The sequence below is a fragment of the Candidatus Palauibacter sp. genome, from assembly GCF_965261555.1.
GTDB lineage: Bacteria > Gemmatimonadota > Gemmatimonadetes > Palauibacterales > Palauibacteraceae > Palauibacter.
Genome location: NZ_OZ253465.1, coordinates 346,947 through 367,340 on the forward strand (window position 1 = coordinate 346,947; position 20,394 = coordinate 367,340).

The 20,394-nt window shown below is 69.8% G+C and carries 17 protein-coding genes; 6 read left to right on the forward strand and 11 right to left on the reverse strand.

Translation table 11 applies throughout. The features are described from left to right. The first annotated feature begins 18 nt into the window (after positions 1-18). Positions 19-744 (forward strand): S8 family serine peptidase, encoded by a 726-nt coding sequence (locus tag ACQY5G_RS01460; protein ID WP_428276331.1) that lies wholly within the window; start codon positions 19-21, stop codon positions 742-744. 149 nt (positions 745-893) lie between these two features. Here ACQY5G_RS01460 and ACQY5G_RS01465 read toward each other — a convergent pair whose 3' ends face one another. The 3 genes from ACQY5G_RS01465 to ACQY5G_RS01475 all read right to left on the reverse strand — a co-directional run bounded on the left by ACQY5G_RS01465 (position 894) and on the right by ACQY5G_RS01475 (position 4,000). Further along, positions 894-2,009 (reverse strand): tyrosine-type recombinase/integrase, encoded by a 1,116-nt coding sequence (locus ACQY5G_RS01465; protein ID WP_428276333.1) that lies wholly within the window; start codon positions 2,007-2,009, stop codon positions 894-896. A gap of 1,288 nt (positions 2,010-3,297) precedes the next feature. Next, a complete protein-coding gene (locus tag ACQY5G_RS01470; protein WP_428276335.1) occupies positions 3,298-3,618 on the reverse strand; it encodes a hypothetical protein in 321 nt (106 codons plus the stop codon). Between the two features lie 235 nt (positions 3,619-3,853). Then, positions 3,854-4,000, reverse strand: coding sequence for a hypothetical protein (locus tag ACQY5G_RS01475; RefSeq protein WP_428276337.1), 147 nt, complete (start codon positions 3,998-4,000; stop codon positions 3,854-3,856). A gap of 142 nt (positions 4,001-4,142) precedes the next feature. On the opposite strand from ACQY5G_RS01475, the gene ACQY5G_RS01480 reads away from it, so the two are divergent. Next, a complete protein-coding gene (locus ACQY5G_RS01480; RefSeq protein ID WP_428276339.1) occupies positions 4,143-4,754 on the forward strand; it encodes a thiamine pyrophosphate-dependent enzyme in 612 nt (203 codons plus the stop codon). On the opposite strand, the gene ACQY5G_RS01485 is transcribed toward ACQY5G_RS01480, so the two are convergent. Beyond that, positions 4,675-4,971 (reverse strand): transposase, encoded by a 297-nt coding sequence (locus tag ACQY5G_RS01485; protein ID WP_428276341.1) that lies wholly within the window; start codon positions 4,969-4,971, stop codon positions 4,675-4,677. The two genes, ACQY5G_RS01480 and ACQY5G_RS01485, sit on opposite strands and share 80 nt — an antisense overlap. Positions 4,972-5,175: 204 nt before the next feature. On the opposite strand from ACQY5G_RS01485, the gene ACQY5G_RS01490 reads away from it, so the two are divergent. Then, positions 5,176-7,119 carry a Calx-beta domain-containing protein gene (locus tag ACQY5G_RS01490; RefSeq protein ID WP_428276343.1) on the forward strand — a complete coding sequence of 648 codons (1,944 nt, stop codon included), beginning with the start codon at positions 5,176-5,178 and terminating at the stop codon, positions 7,117-7,119. Next, positions 7,056-9,986, forward strand: coding sequence for an Ig-like domain-containing protein (locus ACQY5G_RS01495; protein WP_428276345.1), 2,931 nt, complete (start codon positions 7,056-7,058; stop codon positions 9,984-9,986). Before ACQY5G_RS01490 ends, ACQY5G_RS01495 begins: the two co-directional genes overlap by 64 nt. Positions 9,987-10,094: 108 nt before the next feature. Here ACQY5G_RS01495 and crtI read toward each other — a convergent pair whose 3' ends face one another. The 5 genes from crtI to ACQY5G_RS01520 all read right to left on the reverse strand — a co-directional run bounded on the left by crtI (position 10,095) and on the right by ACQY5G_RS01520 (position 15,687). Continuing rightward, entirely contained in the window at positions 10,095-11,603 is a 1,509-nt protein-coding gene (gene crtI / locus ACQY5G_RS01500; RefSeq protein WP_428276347.1) for a phytoene desaturase family protein, read from the reverse strand. 12 nt (positions 11,604-11,615) lie between these two features. After that, positions 11,616-13,562, reverse strand: a complete 1,947-nt coding sequence (locus ACQY5G_RS01505) for a squalene/phytoene synthase family protein (RefSeq protein WP_428276349.1) — start codon at positions 13,560-13,562, stop codon at positions 11,616-11,618. After that, positions 13,559-14,362: a carotenoid biosynthesis protein gene (locus tag ACQY5G_RS01510; RefSeq protein ID WP_428276351.1), complete on the reverse strand. Its 804-nt coding sequence runs from the start codon at positions 14,360-14,362 to the stop codon at positions 13,559-13,561. The genes ACQY5G_RS01505 and ACQY5G_RS01510 overlap by 4 nt, the downstream gene beginning before the upstream one ends. After that, positions 14,355-15,272 carry a MerR family transcriptional regulator gene (locus tag ACQY5G_RS01515; RefSeq protein WP_428276353.1) on the reverse strand — a complete coding sequence of 306 codons (918 nt, stop codon included), beginning with the start codon at positions 15,270-15,272 and terminating at the stop codon, positions 14,355-14,357. The genes ACQY5G_RS01510 and ACQY5G_RS01515 overlap by 8 nt, the downstream gene beginning before the upstream one ends. A gap of 67 nt (positions 15,273-15,339) precedes the next feature. Next, on the reverse strand, positions 15,340-15,687 hold the full coding sequence (locus tag ACQY5G_RS01520) for a hypothetical protein (RefSeq protein WP_428276355.1): 348 nt from the start codon (positions 15,685-15,687) through the stop codon (positions 15,340-15,342). Between the two features lie 159 nt (positions 15,688-15,846). Here ACQY5G_RS01520 and ACQY5G_RS01525 point away from each other — a divergent pair, with 159 nt between their 5' ends. Then, complete coding sequence (locus ACQY5G_RS01525; RefSeq protein ID WP_428276357.1) at positions 15,847-18,186, forward strand: response regulator; 2,340 nt, start codon at positions 15,847-15,849, stop codon at positions 18,184-18,186. Positions 18,187-18,216: 30 nt separating this feature from the next. Here the strand turns inward: ACQY5G_RS01525 and ACQY5G_RS01530 are convergent, their stop codons facing one another. After that, positions 18,217-19,281, reverse strand: coding sequence for a hypothetical protein (locus ACQY5G_RS01530; RefSeq protein ID WP_428276359.1), 1,065 nt, complete (start codon positions 19,279-19,281; stop codon positions 18,217-18,219). A gap of 100 nt (positions 19,282-19,381) precedes the next feature. Beyond that, positions 19,382-19,510 (reverse strand): hypothetical protein, encoded by a 129-nt coding sequence (locus ACQY5G_RS01535; RefSeq protein ID WP_428276361.1) that lies wholly within the window; start codon positions 19,508-19,510, stop codon positions 19,382-19,384. 66 nt (positions 19,511-19,576) lie between these two features. Between ACQY5G_RS01535 and ACQY5G_RS01540 the strand changes: the two genes are divergently transcribed. Beyond that, entirely contained in the window at positions 19,577-20,365 is a 789-nt protein-coding gene (locus ACQY5G_RS01540) for a DUF1295 domain-containing protein (RefSeq protein ID WP_428276363.1), read from the forward strand. The last annotated feature ends 29 nt before the right edge of the window (positions 20,366-20,394 follow it).

Below are 20,394 nucleotides of genomic sequence, written 5' to 3' on the forward strand. Positions count from 1 at the left end.
GCGGCGGTGGGACCGCCCGTGGCGCCGTCCGTGCGGATGCGCGCGGAACCGCTTTGGAGCCGGACCGGCCGCGGCGTCTCGATCGCGGTCATCGACAGCGGGGCGCACCCGGGCCATCCGCACCTGGGGCTCCTGGCGGGCGGCATCGCGGTCACGCCCGACGGCCGCGAGCACGACGACCTGACCGACCGGCTGGGCCACGGGACCGCCGTCACCGCGGCCATCCAGGAGAAGGCGCCGGGCGCGCGGGTCCACGTCGCCCGCGTCTTTCACGATGAGCTCGCGACGAGCGCCCGGACGCTGGCGAAGGCGATCGACTGGGCCGGGGAGCGCGGCTGCCGGCTGGCCAATCTGAGCCTCGGGACGCCGCGGCAGAGCCGCATCGAACAGTTGCAGCCCGCGGTCGAACGCGCCGCGCGGGCCGGAACGCTCGTCATCGCGGCCTATTCGCACGAGGGAGAGCGCTGGCTGCCGGGCAGCCTCCCCGGCGCGCTCGGCGTGTGCCTCGACTGGGACCTGCCGCGGCACCGGGTCCGCATCGGCCGCCGCGATGGGCGGCGCGTCCTGTATGCGTCGGGCTACCCGCGGCCGATCCCGGGCGTCCCGCCGACGCGCAACCTCAACGGGATAAGCTTCGCCGTGGCGAACGCGACCGGCATGGTCGCCCTCGCGCTCGAACTCTTCCCGGACGCGCGCGGCCGGGCCGACGCCCTGACCGCGCTGGAGGCGCTGGCCGCGGCCTGACGTTCCCGCGGGAACGTCTGGTTTTGGACATGGTTGTGAACGTTTTGTTTATGGGTTCGGCGGGCCGGATTCCCGCCGATTGACTCCCGCTGAACGGGATTTCAGGTGCGGACCCGCCGCCGACTCTCCAGCGCCTTCCTAAGCTGTCCCTAATCGGCCTTCTGATAGCATCTGAGGACCGTCTGCGGGTTCTTCCAGCCCCCGAGTTCACACAGGACCTTGAGCGGCAGGTCCATGAGGTCGGTCGCGAACTTGCGCCTGAGCGAGTGCCAACCACGACCCCGCTTGGGTTCCAGTCCGGCGACCGCCTCGGCCCGCATCCACCAGTCGCGCGCGAGCGAGCGGCTTACGCACACCGACGGGTCCTTCAGCGCGGGGAGCAGAGGGGCGTCGCCGGTCCCTTGGCTCATCCTCCGCGCCTCTTCCAAGGCATCGAGCGCCTCGGCGGTCAGCGGCGTGGCGTGTTCGTAGCCGGTCTTCTCGTGCTTCGCGCGCCACCGCACCACTCCGGCTTCGAGGTCGATATCCGACCACCGAAGCTGACGGACCGCGCCGATGCGGTGTCCGGTCTCGTGCGCGAGCACGAGCGCGACGCGGAACCGCCAGTTGACTCGCCGGGACACCTTCAGGAGCGCCTGGTACTCCTCTTCGCCCAAGACGACCCGGACGGGGTTCTTCTCGGTGGGCTTCCTGAGGCCCTTGAGCGGGTTCCTCTCCAGCAGCAGCCGCCCACGCTCATCCCGTGACCTCGCCGCCCAGTTCAGCACCGCGATCAGGAACGTGAGGTCCCATTCGATCGTCCGGTTGCCCACGGGCTTGCCCGACAGCCCCATCCTGCCCGCCCGGCGCTCCCGGATGAACCGATCCCAGTCGCGCTGCGAGAGCGTGGCCGGGTCGCGGTCCCTGCCGAAGAACTGGAGGAACATCGCCATCGCGACCCTGTCGCTCCGGCGGGCCCGTTCGCCCTTGGTGGGCGTCACCTCCTCACCGTAGATGTCAAAGAGCGTGCCCAGCGTGAGCGGCTCGGCCTCAGCTTCCCGTCGCCCGTTCAGCTCCGGACCGGCGAACCCGGCGGCGACCTCGTCGGCCTGCTTCTTCGCCCGAGTCCAGTCGCGGTGCTTGAGCGACCGGGTGAGCCTGCGCCCGTTCTCCCGCCACTCGATCTGGTACAAGCCGGTCTTGGGATCGGGAAACACCCTCACCCGGTTCCGGCCCCATTCGCCGGCGCCGTAGCTCCGGCGGCTTCGTTTCGTGCGTGCCATCATTCGATTCCTCTCGTGATGGACCGCACGATCTGCGCGCCCGGAACATCGCGAGGGCGGGGTGTCTCCGCCAGTCTCGGCTCTGGCGGTGGGTGTGCCTTCGCGGTGTGCCCGACCTCGTCGGTCCGACGACCTTCCCGTAGGGATTGCTGGATGGGAGCGACCCCGCAGCGGCGGGGAGGATGGGGATGCACATCGCCATCCTCTCCGGTGCCGATCGAGGCATGCCGAGGAGGGGGGTCGCTCCCAACCACGTCCATGGAGCCCGGATCGGCACGGGGGCTCCGCTGGACGTGGCACAACCGAAAGCGCGCCAGCGACATGCGGAACCGGCGGCGTGCACGCCGGAACGCGGCTCTCGTGCACGGGCACCCCGAAGTGACATGTGCACTCCCGGTGCAGCACCGGGAACCTGCGTCCGGTGGTTCAGACAGGCCCTCCGACAGCCGGCTCGAACGCCGTACCGTGAAGCCGTCGATCATCGCTTTGGAGAGCTAGGTCGGGAGTGCCGCCCGGAGTTCGGCGAGATCTCCGATGCCTCTGGGCCAGGCGACCGCCTCGACGGCCCCGCCCGGGAGCAGAGTGCGCTCAAGATGTGATGACCCCGACCGGCGTACACGGACCCGGCGCGGTCCGAGTCCAGCACGACGGGCAGCTTCACCGGAGAGCAGCGCCGGGTCTCGCGGGCGGCTCCCCCCTACACCTTGACCGGCAGGAGGCTGCGCTAGACCTCGGCCGCTGGAGGAAGTCCACGTCCGCATGCACGCCATCGCCCGGCGTATCGGCGCCTAAAGCGGCACGCCGCCGGCCGCCGTTTTGGTCCGGCGTGAGGCGGACAGCGACGATGACTTGGCGGCGCTTAGCCATCCGGATGCGCCGCCACGGGGGGAAGGCCCCCCCCCCCCCCCCCGCAATCCACCGGAGCGCGGGTCTGTTGGGGATCGAAGGGGCGGAGTCCCTTCGCCAACCCCGGGGTGATACCCGGGGTAGGCTGGCTTACGCACCTTGGGGGCGGGAGCCAAGCCTTGGCTCCGGCGGTCTGAGCGCGCCGGCTCACCGTACCGGGGCGGACCTCTCCGGCCCGACGACGAGCCTCGGAGATCCCAAGGGCGGCCTCGACGCGCTCACCGGCTCGCGTTCCCCGGAACCGGCTCTCGGCGATCCGTTCGCGGACCCACCCGTCGACCTCGGCCGCACATAGATCGTGTTTCGCGACAGGCCGGTGCGCTCCAGCACCTCCGGCAGCCGCAGGAAGCGGATCGGCGGGTTGGTTCTCTGTTCCATCGGGTTCTCAGTCATCGTCCTGCTCCTTCTGGCTGCTCTTCTGCTGCTGCGACGGTCTCCAGGGTCGCCGGCGTCGGGGGGGACCCCGCGCACCGCAGGACGCCTCGTCATGCTCGGAGATGAAAGCCAGAACCCGATCCGCCGTCCTCAGCGACGGGGAGCGGCCACGGTCCATCTCGCGCATCAGGTTCGGGTCGCCCAGCGCCTTCATGCCGAACGTCGTCGGGCTCAGGTCGGAGCGCCCGAGAAACGCGCGGACGCGCGAAATGAACTGCCCTTCCAGCGTCTCCATGCCCCAACGCTGAAAGGCCGTCCGCCTAGGCGTCAACCGCTAGGGGATTTCCTAACTGTCCATGGTGTCTCTAGACGTCTCAGGTTGTCCAAGACCCGTCCGCGGTCGTCGCCAGCGGACGCCAGGACACGTCCCTCGGTCGCTCGGCGGATGCTCAGTCCAAGGGTCACGGCGCGTTCGCTCCAAGAGAGGTCGCGCGGGGCTTGGGCGTTGCCCGGGATGGCAAGGGCTCCGCTACGCTGCGGAGCGGGAAGAGCTATAACGTTGGGGATTACACAGAACGTTCGACAAATTGATCTTCCCTGGCAGGCTTGGTCTGCATCATCCGCCGCACCACTGCTTCCGGCGTCTTGTCCTTCACGAGACGATGCACCTGCTTCGGCAGGGCAAGCTCCACCTTCTTCTTCGCTTCAGACATTCCTAGTCTCCCATCAACAAGAGCACGAGCACGAACAACGCGAACAGGTACGCGGGAAAATAGGGTAGATGTTCACGTAGCTTCCGCTGAAACCGCTCCTTCCGGTCGGGTCGCTTTCGCCATTGCCGAAACTCAGTAACGGGTGCAGTGCCTCGAACTGATCTATCCCGAGATCGAGGACCGACTCGTCGTCACGATCATGGGCGCGTGCGCACAGGAACTGTACGACCTCGGACACCGCGAGAACTTCTTCTACCTGCAGCACGCGATGGGGCTCGCCTCGTCGATCGGCCTCGGCCTCGCGAACCACCTGCCGCACGAGAAGGTGATCGTGCTGGACGGGGACGGATCGACGCTGATGAATCTCGGCACCTTCGCCACCCTCGCGCGCTACCGTCCCCGTAACCTCCTGCACGTCATCTTCGACAACGGGAGTCTGCTCTCGACGGGAGGGTTCGAGTCGCACACCACGTCGGGCGTCACGGATCTCGCCGCGATCGCGCGCGGGGCGGGGATCGAGCACGCGGTGGCCGTTGATTCGCCGATGGCGTTCGGGGAAGCGTTTGTCGAGGCGATGGAGCGGGACGACCTCGGGGTGATCGTGGCCAGGGTCGACGCCGTGGGCCCCGACAATTACGGGATGGACTTCGCCCTGCCCGAGAGCGCCTTCCGCTTCAAGCGCTGCGTGCAGGAGCGGCGCGCCGCGACGGGCTGGAAGCCACCCCCCACGCCGGGACACGCCAGCAGCGCGTAGAGGTCGTCCGCGGGGCGCCGCAGCTCGCTGCGCGCCTCCGTCGTCGTCCCGTCGCTATGGAACCGTCCGTTAGGTCCGCCCGCCGGACCCAGTCCCGGATCGTCCGCTCCGACGGCTCGAACTCCCGGGCGGGTGAAGGCGGACTACGCCCGCTCTTCGCCAACTCCACCAGCCGCTCCCTGTACTCGGGCGGATAACGCCCCCTTCGTCCCGCCATGAGACCCTCGGGTCATCCTTGCCGCATGACGGGAAATTCCCGTCCCGCGTTGAGGGAAATCCCTGTCACACGTTGAGGGAAATCCCTGTCAAAGGGGCCGGGTTTTTCCCGTAGATGCCGGCGTTTTCGTTGGGCATCCTTCGTTGTGAACGGGGATCGACTTCGCGATTTGGAGACGGCAGCACCGGAAGGAGAGGTATGGCCATGGCAGGCAAGCCTGACTCGTCCGACTTCATCCGAGATGAGCCCAACGTCGTGTTCGGCACCGGGCATCGAAGCTGTCCCACCTTCGGCCGGGCAACCTCGCCGGGGCCAACGCGCCGGTTGATCCCGCGCCCCGCGGGGAACACCAAGCCGAGGTCCCGCGGCGCCTTGTGGGCGAGGGCCTGCGCCGGCGTCTCGCTGCTTCTGGTGGTACTCCTTGCGGGTCTGCTGCGACCGGCAGCGCTGCATGCGCAGACCATACGCACGTACGACAGCAGCGTGACGGTGAACGAGAACGGCGGCGCCTACCAACAGCGGGTGTGGTTGAACAAGCGACCGACTTCGGATGTCACGGTCACAATCGTCAGCGGCGACGAGACGGTGGCCACCGTGCATCCGACGACGCTCACGTTCACTCCATCGGACTACCAAACGAAGCAGGTCGTCACCTATACGGCGGTCGATGACAACGTGAACAACTCCCCTCAACGGCGCACGACGATCACCCTTACGGCCAGCGGTGGAGGTTACGATGGCATCAGCCACGTCACGACCATCAAGCTCGCCGACGATGAAGGTGTGCACTTCATCCTGGAGGAAGGGAATACATACACGTTTTCACTGCGTTGGATCGTCGGGGCTGGTTGCCCGGCGACGATGAGTTTGGAGAGCAGCGATACCAGCGTGCTCACCGTCGATCCGCCGACACTGACGTGGACAGAGGCGGAGTCGGGCGCGACCAAGTACATGTTCGTCCGGGTTCTTGAGAACGACGAGCGCGGGGAGGGCATGGCCACGATCCGGCGAAGCGTGCACGATCCGCCGTGCTCGCCATTGAGCGTCCCGGATATCGTCATCACCGCAAGGGACAACGACGCCGTACCGACCCTGTCCGTCGAGGGCATCCCGGCGTGCGGCACCACGGTCGCGGACAACTCCGTGCAGCCGGAGGTCAATTTAGTGCTCAAGCCCGCACCGGCGGTGGAGATAGCGACGGAGTACCGGCCGATCTTCGAAGGCAACTCGGAGCCCTGGAGGGGGTCCCAGCCCATCAGAACGTCCGGTCGATCAATCTCATCCTACCACTCCCCTCTGTCCTCGTTGCGGCGGGCCTTCCCCGGTTTCGCCGGGTTCGAATACAGGCTCAAGGACGACCACGACGTCACCGCGCGATGCACCTGGGAGTTCAAGAAAACGGAAACGCCGTCTCCCACCGTGCGCCTGTCTGCCTCTCCGAACCCGGTGCCCGAGGGTGCTTCGGTGACGGTGACGGCGCGGCTGTCGAAGGCGCTGGCGACGGACGTGACGATCCCGCTCACGCTGACGGACGGCTCGGCGGAGCCGGAGGACCACGGGACGCTCGCGGAAATCACCATTGCGGGCGGCCAGATGAGCGGCACGGGTGCGGTCACGACGGCGCAGGACGCGGACACGGACGACGAGACGTTCACGGTGTCGTTGGGCACCCTGCCGTCGTCGGTCACGGCGGGCAGCCCGTCCTCGGTGACGGTGAGGATTCGGGACGACGATGGCGGCACGACCTCCTCGACGCCCATGGTGTCCCTGTCGGTGTCGGAATCGATGCCCGAGGGTTCGCCGGTGAAGGTGATGGTGATGCTCTCGAAGGCGCTGACGGCGGACGTAGTGGTCCCGCTGAAGCTGAAGGCGGTCACGGCGGAGCAGGGGGACTACGGCCCGCTGGCGAGCATCACGGTCGCGGGTGGATCCATGACCGGCGAGGGGACGATCACGACGATCCGGGACGCGGACACGGACGACGAGACTCTCATGGTGGAGCTGGGAAGCGCGCTACCGCCCTCGGTGGGGAAAGGCAGTCCCAGTTCGATGATGGTGACGATTATGGACGACGGCGGCGACGTATGGACGACGGCGGCGACGATGGCGGTGACGGCGACACGCCGACGAACCAGCCGCCGACGGTAACGGCGTCGTGCGACCCGTGCACCGTGGCTCCGGGCGGGGAGGTGCGTCTGACCGCGACGGCCTCGGACCCGGACGGAGACGCGCTGACGTACGCGTGGAGCGCGCCCCTCGGCAGCGTCGCGGGGGCGGCCGACGGAGCGTCGGCGCGCTGGCGGGCCCCCGCGGACACGGGGACGGTCGTGGTCAGCGTCCGGGTCTCCGACGGACGTGGCGGGACGGCTTCGGCCACGGTGACCATCCAAGTGGCGAACGCGCCACCGGCGTTCGGGGCGTCGGCGTACACGTTCGAGCTTCCCGAGGGCGTGCCGGGCCTCCTCGACCTGGGGCGCGTGTCGGCGGAGGACCCGGAGGGCCAGGTGGTGACGTACGCTTTGGCTGCGGGAGGCGCTGGGCGCTTCGAGATCGGCGCGCGGGACGGCACGGTGACGTACACCGGTCCGGGCGAGGACTACGAGGCGGAGCCGAACCGTTACGAGTTCACGGTGACCGCGCGCGACCCGCACGGCGCGGAGGCGCGGGCGCGGGTGACGGTTGTGGTGACGAACGTGAACGAGCCGCCGGAGGCGTTGGCGGACACGGCGCGGACGGCGGAGGACACCGAGGTCGAGATCGGCGTGCTGGCGAACGACACGGATGTCGAGGGCGACGCGCTCACGGTCGCGTCGGTGACGGAGCCGGGGCACGGGAGGGCGCGGATCGCGGCGGGCGGCGGCGGTGTGGAGTACGCGCCCGGGGCGGACTACCACGGCCCGGACCGGTTCACCTACACGGTGGCCGACGGCAACGGCGGCACGGCGACCGCGGAGGTCGTGGTGGCGGTCGCGTCGGTGAACGACGCTCCGGAGGCTATGGCCGACACGGCGGCGACGGCGGAGGACGAGCCGGTTGTGATCGACGTGCTGGCCAACGACACCGATGTCGAGGGCGACGCGCTCACGGTCGCGTCGGTGACGGAGCCGGGGCACGGGACGGCGCGGATCGCGGCGGGCGGCGGCGGTGTGGAGTACGCGCCCGGGGCGGACTACCACGGCCCGGACCGGTTCACCTACACGGTGGCCGACGGCAACGGCGGCACGGCGACCGCGGAGGTCGTGGTGGCGGTCGCGTCGGTGAACGACGCTCCGGAGGCCGTGGGCGCGATCCCGGACCAGGCGCTCGACGAGGGGGGCGGGCCGGCGGCGCTCGACCTCGCTCCGTACTTCGTGGACCGGGACGGGGACCCGCTGGACTACACGGCGGTGTCGTCCGATCCGGGTGTGGCGTCGGTGACGGTGGCGGGCTCGGCGCTGACGGTGACGCCGGTCGGCTACGGCCCCGCGTCCATCGAGGTGACGGCGCGGGACCCGGGCGGGCTCTCCGCGACGCAGACCTTCGCCGTGAACGCGAGCGACCGCTTGGTGCGCGCCGTGCTCGACGAAACGCTGGCGGCGATGGCGCGGGCGCACGTGGCGAGCGCCCGCATGACGCTGGGCCGCCGGGTGGGGTCGGGCGGCGCGGACGAGCGGTCGCGGCTGACGGTTGGGGGGCGCACGATCCCGCTGGACGGAGCGGGCGTTCGCGAGGCGGCGGAGCGGCTGCTCGCGGGCTGGACGGCGCCGGGCCATCCGCGCGGCGGCGTGCTCGCCGAGGCCGGGCGCGAAGCCGGGCGGCGGCTGGCCCGGTTGGCGGCGAACGCCGCCGACGGCCGCGGAACGGGCGGGCCTCCGGGTCCCGCGGAGCTGGCGTCGTCGCTGGGCCTGACCGGCTTCGGCGGCCTGGCCGGCCCGGCGGGCATCGGAGCGCCCGGCGGGGGCGGCACGGAGTTCGCGTTCGTGTGGGGCGGCGGCGAGGCCGGGGCGCGGGATGCGGGCGGCGGCGGGCGCTGGCGGCTCTGGGGACAGGGCGATCTGCAGACGTTCGCGGGCGACCCGGCACCGGAGCGCGGCTACGAGGGCGACCTGCGGACGGGCTGGGCCGGGATCGACCGTGCGCTCGGCGCGCGCTGGCTCGCGGGCGTGGCGGTGGCGAGGAGCCGGGGCGCGGGCGACTGGGGCGCCGGCGCGGCCGACGGACGCCTCGAGACCTCGCTGACGGCCGTGCATCCCTACCTGCGCTGGTCGGACGGGGCCACGTCGCTGTGGGGGATGGCCGGCGGCGGGTGGGGGTCGGCGGAGAACGCCCGCGCGACGGGCCGCTCGGGCGAGAGCGATCTGGACCTGCGGCTCGGGCTCTTCGAGATCCGGCGCCGCGTCGCGGGCTGGCTCGGGCTGCGCGCCGACGCGGCGTGGGCCAGCCTCGCGACCGGTGCCGGAGACGAGACGGTGGACGGCCGCCGCGCCGCCGTGGACCAGCAGCGGCTCGGCATCGAACTGAGCCCGTCCACGCGCCTGGGCGGCCTCGTCATCGAGCCGTTCGCCGAGGCCAGCGCGCGGCGCGACGGCGGCGCGGGCCAGACGGGCACGGGGCTCGAGGTGGCCGGCGGGCTCCGGGCCGCGAGCGGACCCGTGCGTATCGACGCCAAGGGCCGGCTCCTGGTGCTGCACTCCGCCCGGGGCTACGAGGAGCGCGGCGCGGGCGTGACGCTCAGCATCGGCAGCCCCGCGGCCGAGGAGGGCCTCTCGCTCTCCGTCTCGCCGCGCTGGGGCGGCCCCGCCGCCGGAACCGGCGCGCTCTGGAACGACCGGCACGGAACGCTGCGCCCGGACGGGCCTGCCGCCGACAGGCCCTGGGCGCTCGACGCGCGCGGCCGTTGGGCTGTCCGGCTGCCGGGCGGCCGCCTCCTCGTCTGGTCCGGCGGCCTCACCCGCTCCGCGCGGGGTTTCGGGTTCACCCTCGGCGGCGGGTTCGAGCCGGCCGGGACTGCGGCCCCGAAGCTGCAGTCGCGCTGAGCCAAGCCGCCGGCCAGAGACGGGCGGCGGCGGGGCTTGGCGCCGCGCGCCGGGGGGCCACGCGGCGGCCCCCCGCGCCGGGGCAGGTGAGCGCTGCCCGAAGCTCCCCTACAGGCCGAAGTCCTCCGCGATGGAGTGGAAGGCCGCGGCGGCCGACAGGATCACGCCCGGTACTCCGGCCCCCGGATGCGTGCCCGCACCCACAAGATAGAGTCCCCGCACCTCCTCACTTCGATTGTGCGGCCGGAACCAGGCCGTCTGCGTTAGCCGCGGCTCGATCCCGAACGCGCTCCCGAGTGTCGCGTTGTACTCGGACCGGAAGCTGTCCGGAGTGAAGACGTGCTTCACTTCGATCGCATCCTCAAGCCCATCGAGTCCCCATGCCTCGAGGCGCTCGATCACCCTCCGAGTCATGGGTTCGGCCTCACGCTTCCAGTCGATGCCGGAGGCGGCGTTCGGCACCGGCACGAGGACGTAGAGACTCTCGCACCCCGGCGGGGCCATCGATGGGTCCGTGCGGGTGGGTGCATGCAGGTACATGCTGAAGTCATCCGCCAGGATCTTCCGATCGAAGATGTCGCGCACGAGACCTTCGTAGCGTGGTCCGAGAATCAGCGTGTGATGCGTCAACTCGGGATACTGCCGCCGGACCCCAAGATAGAGGAGGAAACAACTCATCGACTGATGCAATCGTGCGAGCCGGCGGTCAGTCCAGCGCCGCCGGCGCAGGTGGCCAAGGAGTTTCCCGTAGGTGTGGCCGACGTCCGCGTTGCTGACCACGATATCGGCCGGCAACAGGGATTCCGCGGGGTTCTCGTCGTCACCATCCGACACGGTTCGGACCCCGGTCGTCCGTCTCCCGTCCGCTTCGATGCGGACTGCGGCGACCCCGGTGCGCACGGTCCCGCCGATGTCACGGAAGAGGGCCTCGAACCCGCGTACGAGACTGTACATTCCGCCTCGTGCGAACCACACGCCGCCCTCCTTCTCAAGATAGGGAATCATGAGGTAGATCGAAGGCGAGCGGAACGGGCTGCCGCCCAGGAATAGGGGATGGAACGAGTAAAGGAACTGGTGGCGCCAGTCGTGGAAGTAGCGGCGGACGAAACGGGCCACCGGCTCCCAGGCTCGAAGGCGTACGACGCTGGGTGAGAAGGCCGCCATCGAAGAAAGGGTGTCGAACGGTCGCGCCCCGAGTCCCTCGCGGATGACGGCGTCGTAGATGGGGGCGAGAGCGGCGAAGAAGTCGTCGAAACGCTCCGCATCCCGCGGGTCGAACCTCGCCATCGCGGATTTCATCCGCTCCCGGTCGGAAGTGTAGTCGAGGTGGCTTCCGTCGTGGAACCAAACCCGGTAGAAGGGGTCGAGCGGCACGAGCGACACATAGTTCCGGAGCCGCTTGCCCGCCGCGCGAAAAACATCGTCGATGAGGTGGGGAGCGGTGATCAGGGATGGGCCCGTGTCGAAGACGTAGCCGGCATCGCGGAACTGTCCGGCACGCCCGCCGAGTTGCGGACGTCGCTCGACGAGGGTCGTCGCGACGCCGGCTGCCTGAAGACGGATGGCGGCGGCAAGCCCGCCGAAACCGCTCCCAATCACCACCGCGTTCCCGCTCACGGTTCGTTCGTGTCAGCCGCTCCCCTTCTGGACCGTCGGGAGCAGCCGGCGGGCTTCGGGACTGCGCGGCATCGTCCGCAGCCGCCCAAGACCCTCCCTCGCCCGCAGCATTTTGTCCGGAAGGGAAGTGTGGGCTCGACGGTTGAGGTTGTCGTATCCGTTCGCCCTCACACGGTCGTGGATGCCGCGGTAGACCTGGGCCGCGACGGTCACGGGGCGCTGGAAGAAGGGCGGCAGGTGCGGGATTCCCTCGTATGACACCTCATAGGCAGCGTCGGCGTGGGCCATCACCTCTTCCAGAAGCGCCACGTAGCCGGGCTGGACCTCGGCGCCGGCCTGCATGCGCAGGAGCGACTCCCGGCCGACTCCGTGCCGTACCATCCGGTCCGCGGGAAGGTAGACCCGGCCCAACGCCAGATCCTCGCCCACGTCGCGAATGATGTTGGTCAGCTGCATCGCGTGGCCGAGGGCGTGCGCCCGCTCGAGGACCCAGGGATCGGATACCCCGAAGGTCCGCGTCAGCCAGGCGCCGACGACGGACGCGACGCGGTACGTGTACTCGCGCAGCTCCTCCATCGATCCATAGGCGCGTGGTTCCACGTCCATGCGCACGCCTTCGATCAACTCCGCTACGAGTTCGAACGGAATCCCCCGCCGAGCGGTCTCGCCCATCACGGCATCGGTGAGAGGGATGTCGGTTCGTTCGCCGTCGTGAGCCGCCCGGCAGATCTCCTCCCACACGTCGAGGGTCCGGTAGAGTTCCGCAACGGGGATGCGGGCGCCGTCCGGCCGGGCCGCTTCATCCACGAGGTCGTCGGTGAACCGGCAGAACGCGTAGATTTCACGCACGAGTCTCCGCTCCTCCGGCGGAAAGAGGAGCGCCGCGAACGAGAAGCTGCGGCTGTGGTGCGCGAAGTAGCGACCCCAGATCGTGCGCGGCCCGAGGGCGAGCGTGCGGGCCGCGATCCGGGCGGCGGTCGCGGCGGGCGAGGGCAGCGGCCGCGCACCAACGACCGAACGGGAGCCCGCGCGGGGGCCTTCGGCGGCCGCCCGCAGGCAACGGTCGCTCCATGAGGTGATCAGGTCGACGAGGACCGGATCAGCCCCGGCGTCGCGCAGTGCTGCGGTGAGCGCGAGACCCTCCAGCCGAACGCGCGCGGCAGCGCGTTCGGCCATGCCCGTCCGGAAGAACTCGACGACCGCGGACGCCGGCGTCTGCTCGAACCAGTCCCATCCGCGGTCACCGAGTGCGGAGGTCCATGTGCGATTGGCGAAATCCTGCAGCTTCGGCTTTCCCGTCTCCGCATCGGGGCAGTAATCGAGCAGGTCGTCCACGGCTTGATAGAAGGTGCCGAGCCGGACGCCGAGTTTGCGCAGAATGGTCGTTGAAACCCGGGGTCCATCCGGTCGCCCGGCGGTGCCGGTCCAACCAGGCAGGGCCGCGGCGACTCCGAACAGGGCTCCGCTCTTCGCCCTTGAGACCTCTCCGTAGAGACGGGCGGGGTTCGTCGCCGTCGACAGTTCCTGCTGCATTCTCTCGCCCCGTACCGTCGCTTCGACCGCGTCCATAAAGTCGGCGAGGAAGGGTTCCGACCGCACCATGCGCGCGACGCGATAGGCGCCCGCGAGATATAGGTCCCCCGCGAGGAGGGCGTCGGGCGCCCCGCACCGCGCGAACACCGTGGCCGCCTCGCGGCGCTCCGTCCCGCCGTCGAGTACGTCGTCGTGCTGGAGCGAAGCCTCGTGCACCATCTGTACCGCGAGGCAACCCAGCCAGAACCGGGCGGGGAGAGACGCCCGCCGGTCGTCGGGGACGAATGCGAACGCGACGCGCGGGCGGAGGAGTTTGCCGCGGACCGGCGGCACCTCGACGCCTCGACGGGCCGCGAGAGTGGCTGCCCGCTCGAGATCCCCGATGAGCGGGTCGCGCACGGATCGGGGCACCGTTCGCCGGCTCAAGCTCGGGCCCACTTCCACACGACCAGGAGTACGGCGAGCGTCGCCACGACGGCCCACCAGTAGCCGGCGGCGAGCGTCATCGCCACCGAGAGCGCCAGTACGGTCACGTAGTAAACCGCCATGAGCCGGGCCGGGATCCGGTCCGCCACCGGTCCGGCACGCACCGCGTCGAACCCCGCCATGATGCCGAGGCTCGTGGCAAGCCAACCCGCGAGGTTCACGAGCGGCATCCCGTAGTAGGGTCCGGCGGACTCCCATACCCAGTAATGCGTGAGCGAACTCATCGCGGGGTCGAGCGTCAGGTCCCAGGTCGTGAGCAGGACCGCTCCGAGCGTCAAGCGCGCGAATCGCCCCCGCGACGCGCGCCGCGCAAGGACGTACGCCGGGAACGCCATCATGAACCAGCTGAACGGGATCAGGAACGGGACGAGCCCGGCCACGCGATAGCCCAGCATGGGAGTGTAGCGATACCCGCCGAACGGAAAGCCGGTCGCCGTGCCAAGCAGTTCGGCGCCCAGCGAGAGACCGCCTGCCACAAGGAGCGCGGGAATCCAGCGCGGTCCGACGCGCGCCGTGAGGGAGTACGCCAGGACCAGGAAGGCGATGACCACGTGTCCGCGCGCGAAGATCTGAAAGGCGGGCGCGTAGAACCAGGCGGACGACGGGAAGCGGGCCAGGAGGTGCGGATGCAGCCCGAACGATGCGAAGCCCGCGACCGAGGCCGCCGAGAAGAGGGCCAGGACGGCGAGCCCAAGCCGCTCGATGTGGGTGGAGCCGGCGAGGCGGGCGGCATCAGCCACTGTCGTCCAGCCAGTCCCCGAACGCCGCCAGACTCCCGAGCGCGACAAGGTCCGTGAACGCCCCGTCGCGGCCGCTCACCTCCACGCCGCGTAACGCGTTGCCTCCGAGAACGAGAGAGAAGGGCTGTTCCGGGTCCGCGAGTTCCCCCGCAGCCGCGACGAATCGGAGAACATCGGCGGCCACCGCGGGAGGCGTGAAGGAAATGCAGATCAGCGACGCGTCGAGCACTCGCTGCGTCGCTACGATCTCGGAGACCGGCACCCCCGCGCCGAGGTGTTCGACGTTCCAGCCCCTGTGGAGGAGCAGGAGCCGCACGAGCTGGGACCCGAGGACGTGCTGCTCGGGTTCGACCGCCCCGACGACGGCGGTCGGCCTGTCAGGATCCGGTCCGCCAGCGTCTCCGGCGGCCGCCGCGAGCAGCCGCCCGATCGCCTCGCCCGCCTCGCGGCTCGCGGCCCGCTCGTCGGCGATACGAAGCTCCCCGCGCTCCCATCCGTCTCCTACCCGCTTCATGAAGCCGCCGAATACGCCATCGAGGACCCCCGGGTCCGGGTCGTTGCCACGGGCCGCGACATGCCACAGGAATCTTCCGATGAGATGCGGTCGCCGGGTCCGCAGCCAGTGCACGAGCGCATCGCAGGCCGGATCCGGGTCGTCGCGTTCGAGTGCCTGCATCGCGTGCCAGGCGTGAGTCGCCTGGCTTCCGAAGCCGTGGAGATACACCCTTCGATCCCGCGCCAGCGCGACGTCCAGTACGAGGTCGAGAGGGATTCGGCGGTGCCCTCCGGTCGTCACCGCCGTCCGGGGGCTGTCGAACCATCGCTTGACGGTCGACGGATGGATGTCGAGAAGCTCGGCTACGTCGCCGGTTCCAAGGTCGGCGGCAGGGATTTTCGCGAGACTCCACATCCGGTCATTCCTCGTCGAAAACAAACGATACAATGCGAATGTGAAGCCAATATATCATTAGATACGATCATCTCACAACAAATGATCGTTTTGTGAGTGATCGACCTGCTAGCGTCGCAACTCGGGCTCCGAGACGGAGCATAGCCGGTAGCTCGAAGTAGGCGACGTCAGTGGTCGCCTCGGCGCCGTCCACGTCGAACGACACCCCCTTCTGCGCGTAGAGTGCGCCCAGACGAACGCCCACGTTGTCCGATAGCGGGAGATCCAACGAGATGCCGCCGATCAGCCCGGTCTTGGAGTCCGGTTCCTCGGCGGACCAGGAGGTGAGGGCTCCACCCGCCTGAAGCCCCACATGCTGAGCCGCGACCTGCCCGGGAAAGGCGAGGACCGCGGCACACAACAGGATGCGGTTCATCGTTTCTTCTCCTGAGCGTTCGATGCGGAAGCACTCTTGGCGATGGAATTTAGCACATCTGTCATGGACGGTACGTGTACATCGCTGTTATTTTTGTGTTATTCGCATGTAACCGAACTACTCGACCGGATTCCAAAAAAAAGGGAGAGGAAGAGACCGTTGAACGACCTCGGCGAAATGAGGCGGGAGAACCGTTTGCTCAGGGACCGCTTCGCGCGGCTGACCGGCACGGTGCTGCGCATCAACTCAAGCCTGGATCTGGACACCGTGCTCCAGGAGGTGGTCGACAGCGCTTGTACGCTCATCGGCGCCAGCCAGGGCGTGATCACGACGATCGACGAGGGCGGCGGGCTGGCGGACTTCGTGACCTCCGGCCTGTCCGACGAGGAGTTGAAGGCGCTCGTGGCGTGGCCCGACGGCCCGCAGCTCTTCGAGCACCTGCGCGACCTCGAGCAGCCGTTCCAGCTGGCCGATCTGTCGGGCTACTTCGACTCGCTCGGCTTCCCTCCGGGCCCGTGGCCCGTGCGCACGATGCTTGGCGCTCCGATGCGCCACCGGGGAGAACATGTGGGCACCTTCTTCGTGGGCGACAAGGAGAGCGGTGAGGCGTTCACGGCCGGGGACGAGGAGATACTCGTGCTCTTCGCCTCGCAGGCGGCCGCTGCGATCGCGAACGCACGCACGCACCGCCAAGTCGAGCGCGCGCGGGCCGACCTCGCGGCGCTGGTCGAGACCTCGCCGGTGGGCGTGGTGGTGTTCGAGGCCGGGAGCAGGCGGGTGGCGTCGGTGAACCGGGAAGCGCACCGCATCGTCGAGGAGATCCGCACGCCGGGCTCCCCTGCCGAGCAACTGCTTGAGGTCCTGACCTGCCGCCTGCCGGACGGGCGGGAGGTGTCGCTCGCGGAGCTTTCACTGGCCGACCTGCTCGAGGACGACGATCCGGCGCGGGCCGAGGAGGTCGAGCTGTCGGTGCCGGACGGGCGGAGCGTGCGGACGCTGATCAACGTGACGCCGATCCGTTCCGGGGACGGAGAGGTCGGCTCCGTAGTGGTCACGATGCAGGATCTGGCGCCGTTCGAGGAGCTCGAGCGGCAACGGGCGGACTTCCTGAGGCTGGTGAGCCACGAATTGCGCGCGCCGCTCGCGTCGATCAAGGGCTCGGCGGGGACCGTGCTCGAGGCCGCGCACGCCGCGTCCAGGGCGGAGATGATCGAGTTCTTCCGCCTCATCGACGGGCAGGCGAACCACATGCGGGGTCTGGTCGCGAACCTGCTCGACGCGGGGAGCATCGAGGCGGGCACGCTCACCGTAGCGCCCGAGCCGACGAGCGTGGCCTCGCTTGTGGACCGGGCCCGGACCACGTTTCTGAGTGGCGGGAGCCGTCACCCCGTGCTCGTCGAGCTTCCGCCCGGCCTGCCGCTCGCGATGGCGGACCGCGAACGGATCGTGCAGGTCCTGAACAACCTTCTTGCCAACGCGGCGCGACACACGCCCGAGCCGTCGCCGATCCGCATCGAGGCGGCGCGCGACGGCACCCATGTGGCGATCTCCGTGTCCGACGAGGGAAGCGGGATCCCGCCAGGGCACCTCCCGCGCCTGTTCCGCAAGGCGCGTCCCGGCCTCCGGGGAGGCGCCGGGCTCGGGCTGGCCATCTCGAAGGGGCTCGTCGAGGCGCACGGCGGCCGCATCCGCGCCGAGAGCGGGGGGCCGGGCCTCGGCGCGCGCTTCACGTTCACGCTCCCGGCCGCAGCCGGCGAGGCCGCGGCACCCGGGGCGGACGGCCCGGAGCGGCCGACACTTCTGCGACGCGAGCGCACGCGCGTGCTCGTGCTCGACGACGATCCGTTGATGCTGCGCTTCGTTCGCGACGCCATCGCCGCGGCGGGCTGGACCGCTCTGCCGACGGGCGATCCGCGGGAGCTGGAGCGCCTGATCGATGTCGAACGCCCGGATCTCGTGCTTCTCGACCTGGTTCTTCCCGGCATCGACGGCATCGAACTCATGAAGCGGATCCCCGAACTCGCCGAACTGCCGGTGATCTTCATCTCGGGCTACGGCAACGACGAGACCATCGCGAGGGCGCTCGAACTCGGGGCGGCCGACTACATCGTCAAGCCGTTCTCACCGACCGAACTCGTGGCGCGGATCCGCGCGGCACTCAGGCGGCGGGACCGCCCCGAGGCCTTCGTGCTCGGCAACCTCCGCATCCACTACGACCAACGCCGCGTGACCATGGCGGGCCGCAAGGTCGAACTCACCGCCACCGAATACGAGTTGCTGCGCGAACTCTCTCAGAACGCGGGGCGCGTCCTGACCTACGACCGGCTGCTGCGCACGGTGTGGGGCCGTCGCGGCGCCGACAACCCGGGCCCGGTGCGTACGTTCGTCAAGAAGCTTCGCCACAAGCTCGGCGACGACGCGGCCAGCCCCGCCTACATCCTCACCGAGCGCGCCGTCGGCTACCGCATGCCCGAGCCCGGGAGAAGCGGCGGCCCGTGAGCCGGGGCACGTCGCGGCGAGCCGAATCCGTCAGTCGGCGTCTTCCCCGGCGTGTCGCTGGGCGATCCGGGCGAGCTTCGGCTCTATGGATGTCATCACCGCCGCGAACAGCACGAGCGCCCAGCCCACCGAGAGGACCAGGTGTACGCCGACCAGCATGCGGGCGGCGGCCGAGACCGGCGTGATGGCCGCGTAGTCCTGGGCGAGGGCGGTGAAGAACGAAAAGGACACCCAGCCGGTGATCCCCGTGCCGGCGTCGGCGAAAGCCCCGGGGCTGAAGCGCTCCAGCGCCCCGTAGAAGCCGGCGAACAGGAATATGATCGTCAGATAGCCGAGCGCGAAGCCGCCGATGGGGATCCACATGACCCGAAGGTAGGCGGCAAGCTGACCGTATACTTCCAGCCGCGGACGGAGCCAGTTGGCGGCGATGCGCCCCGCGAGAAACGCGACCACCGGAATCGCCACCAGCGTCAAGAGCCCGGCGACGAGGAGCAGCACGGTGTTTTCCTCCATCACGCCGAACCCGTACAAGACTCCCAGCGCGGCGGGCAGGGCCGCCGCACCGAGAACCAGGAGCCGGGGAGGCCGGGCGTCACGCCATCCCTTGCGCCGGTGGCACACCAGGCCAACCAGGAGCGCCGTCCAGGGAGTGGCCAGGAGCGGGTACGCCGCCATGAGCGGCCACAACGGGATGTCGCCGACGACCAGCGCCGGGATCAGGCCGAAGCCCAGGAGGACGGCCAGGAAGAAGGTCTCGCGACTCACGTCCCTGTACCCGGACAGCGACGAGCGGCCGAGTCCGTCGATCAGACCGATCGCCAAGGGGGTGCTGGGCGGGATGATGATGCCCCAACCGAGGTACTGGGAGCTGGTCAAGAGCGCGGTGACGATGCCGACCGCCGAGCCGATCATAATGCCGGTCCACGGGCTGCCCCGCGCGCCTCCCCGGAGGCCGACGCCTACGCCCGTCGCCAGCCCGCAGCCCGCTCCCAGCCAGACGTTGGCGTGGTCTCCGGTGATCGCGTAACCGAAGGTCAAGACGACGATGCCGATGGCGGCCGCTATACGGGCCCCCAGCCAGATCAAACGGCTCACGATTCTCCCTCCCAGTGGCACACGCCGCCAAGGCCCGCGTCGCCGGGCGCGCCCACCTTCTCACCGCCGGCATTACGCCCGTCCAAGTCCAGCACCCGCCCTAATCTAGCACATTGCCCATGGCTGGAACGTGTACGATGGACTCGGCGGCCTTCTGGTGGCCGGCGACGAGAACGCCGAGAGCGAGCGCGCCCAGGTCGCCCTTCAACCCGACCGGCTCGAAGTCCATGGCGCCTCCGGTGGTCGGGGCTTAGGCTGGCGGGAACTCTCGGACAGGAGTAACGGAGGGGGTGACGTGAGCGCTCCGGTGGCGGTCGGGACGGTGGCCCTGACGATCATCCCGGTCATGGCCCTGCTCTGGTACGGACAGTTGCGCACCCGCGAGGCCGATGCGGTGGACTTGGCGTGGACGCTGGGTCTGGGGGGTGCGGCGGTGTTCTACGCGGCGGCCGTGCCATCGGGCGCGGGGTGGCGGCGCTGGATGGTGGCGGCGATGGCGGGACTGTGGTCGCTGCGCCTGGCCGCGTACCTGTTTGGACGGGTCAGGTCGCCGGGCGAGGACGGCCGGTACCGGGACCTGCGTGTGAAGTGGGGACGCGGGGCGCCATTGAAGTTCTTCGTCCTCTTCCAGGCCCAGGCCGTGCTGGTCGTCGCGCTCTCGGCGCACTTCCTCCTCGCCATGCGGCCGCCGGACCCGTCGCTCCGCGCGGCGGACCTCGCGGGCATGGCGATCTGGTTCGTTTCGCTGGTCGGCGAGTCGGTCGCGGACCGGCAGCTGCAACGCTTCCGTGCCGTGCCCGGCAACGAGCGACGCGTCTGTCGGACGGGCCTGTGGCGGTACTCGCGCCACCCCAACTACTTCTTCGAGTGGACGCACTGGCTCGCGTACGTGCCGGTCGCCTACGGCCACGCTCCTCTGTGGGCCATCCTCTTCGCGCCGGCGCTGCTGCTCCTGTCGATCCGGTTCGTTACCGGCATCCCGCCCATCGAGCGGCGGGCGGCCGAGCGGCGAGGCGAGGCGTACCGGCGCTACCAGCGGACCACGAGCGCGTTCATCCTCTGGTTCCCGCGGCGCGACCGTTGAGCATCGCAGGCGCGGCCGTGCGCCATCAT

What these genes read in the sequence shown, in the direction of transcription:
- ACQY5G_RS01485 (WP_428276341.1), bottom strand. Translation starts at nt 4,971, where the DNA reads ATGGCGGGACGAAGGGGGCGTTATCCGCCCGAGTACAGGGAGCGGCTG.
- ACQY5G_RS01490 (WP_428276343.1), top strand. Translation starts at nt 5,176, where the DNA reads ATGGCAGGCAAGCCTGACTCGTCCGACTTCATCCGAGATGAGCCCAAC.
- ACQY5G_RS01520 (WP_428276355.1), bottom strand. Translation starts at nt 15,687, where the DNA reads ATGAACCGCATCCTGTTGTGTGCCGCGGTCCTCGCCTTTCCCGGGCAG.
- ACQY5G_RS01515 (WP_428276353.1), bottom strand. Translation starts at nt 15,272, where the DNA reads ATGTGGAGTCTCGCGAAAATCCCTGCCGCCGACCTTGGAACCGGCGAC.
- ACQY5G_RS01465 (WP_428276333.1), bottom strand. Translation starts at nt 2,009, where the DNA reads ATGATGGCACGCACGAAACGAAGCCGCCGGAGCTACGGCGCCGGCGAA.
- ACQY5G_RS01475 (WP_428276337.1), bottom strand. Translation starts at nt 4,000, where the DNA reads ATGTCTGAAGCGAAGAAGAAGGTGGAGCTTGCCCTGCCGAAGCAGGTG.
- ACQY5G_RS01495 (WP_428276345.1), top strand. Translation starts at nt 7,056, where the DNA reads ATGGACGACGGCGGCGACGATGGCGGTGACGGCGACACGCCGACGAAC.
- ACQY5G_RS01535 (WP_428276361.1), bottom strand. Translation starts at nt 19,510, where the DNA reads ATGGACTTCGAGCCGGTCGGGTTGAAGGGCGACCTGGGCGCGCTCGCT.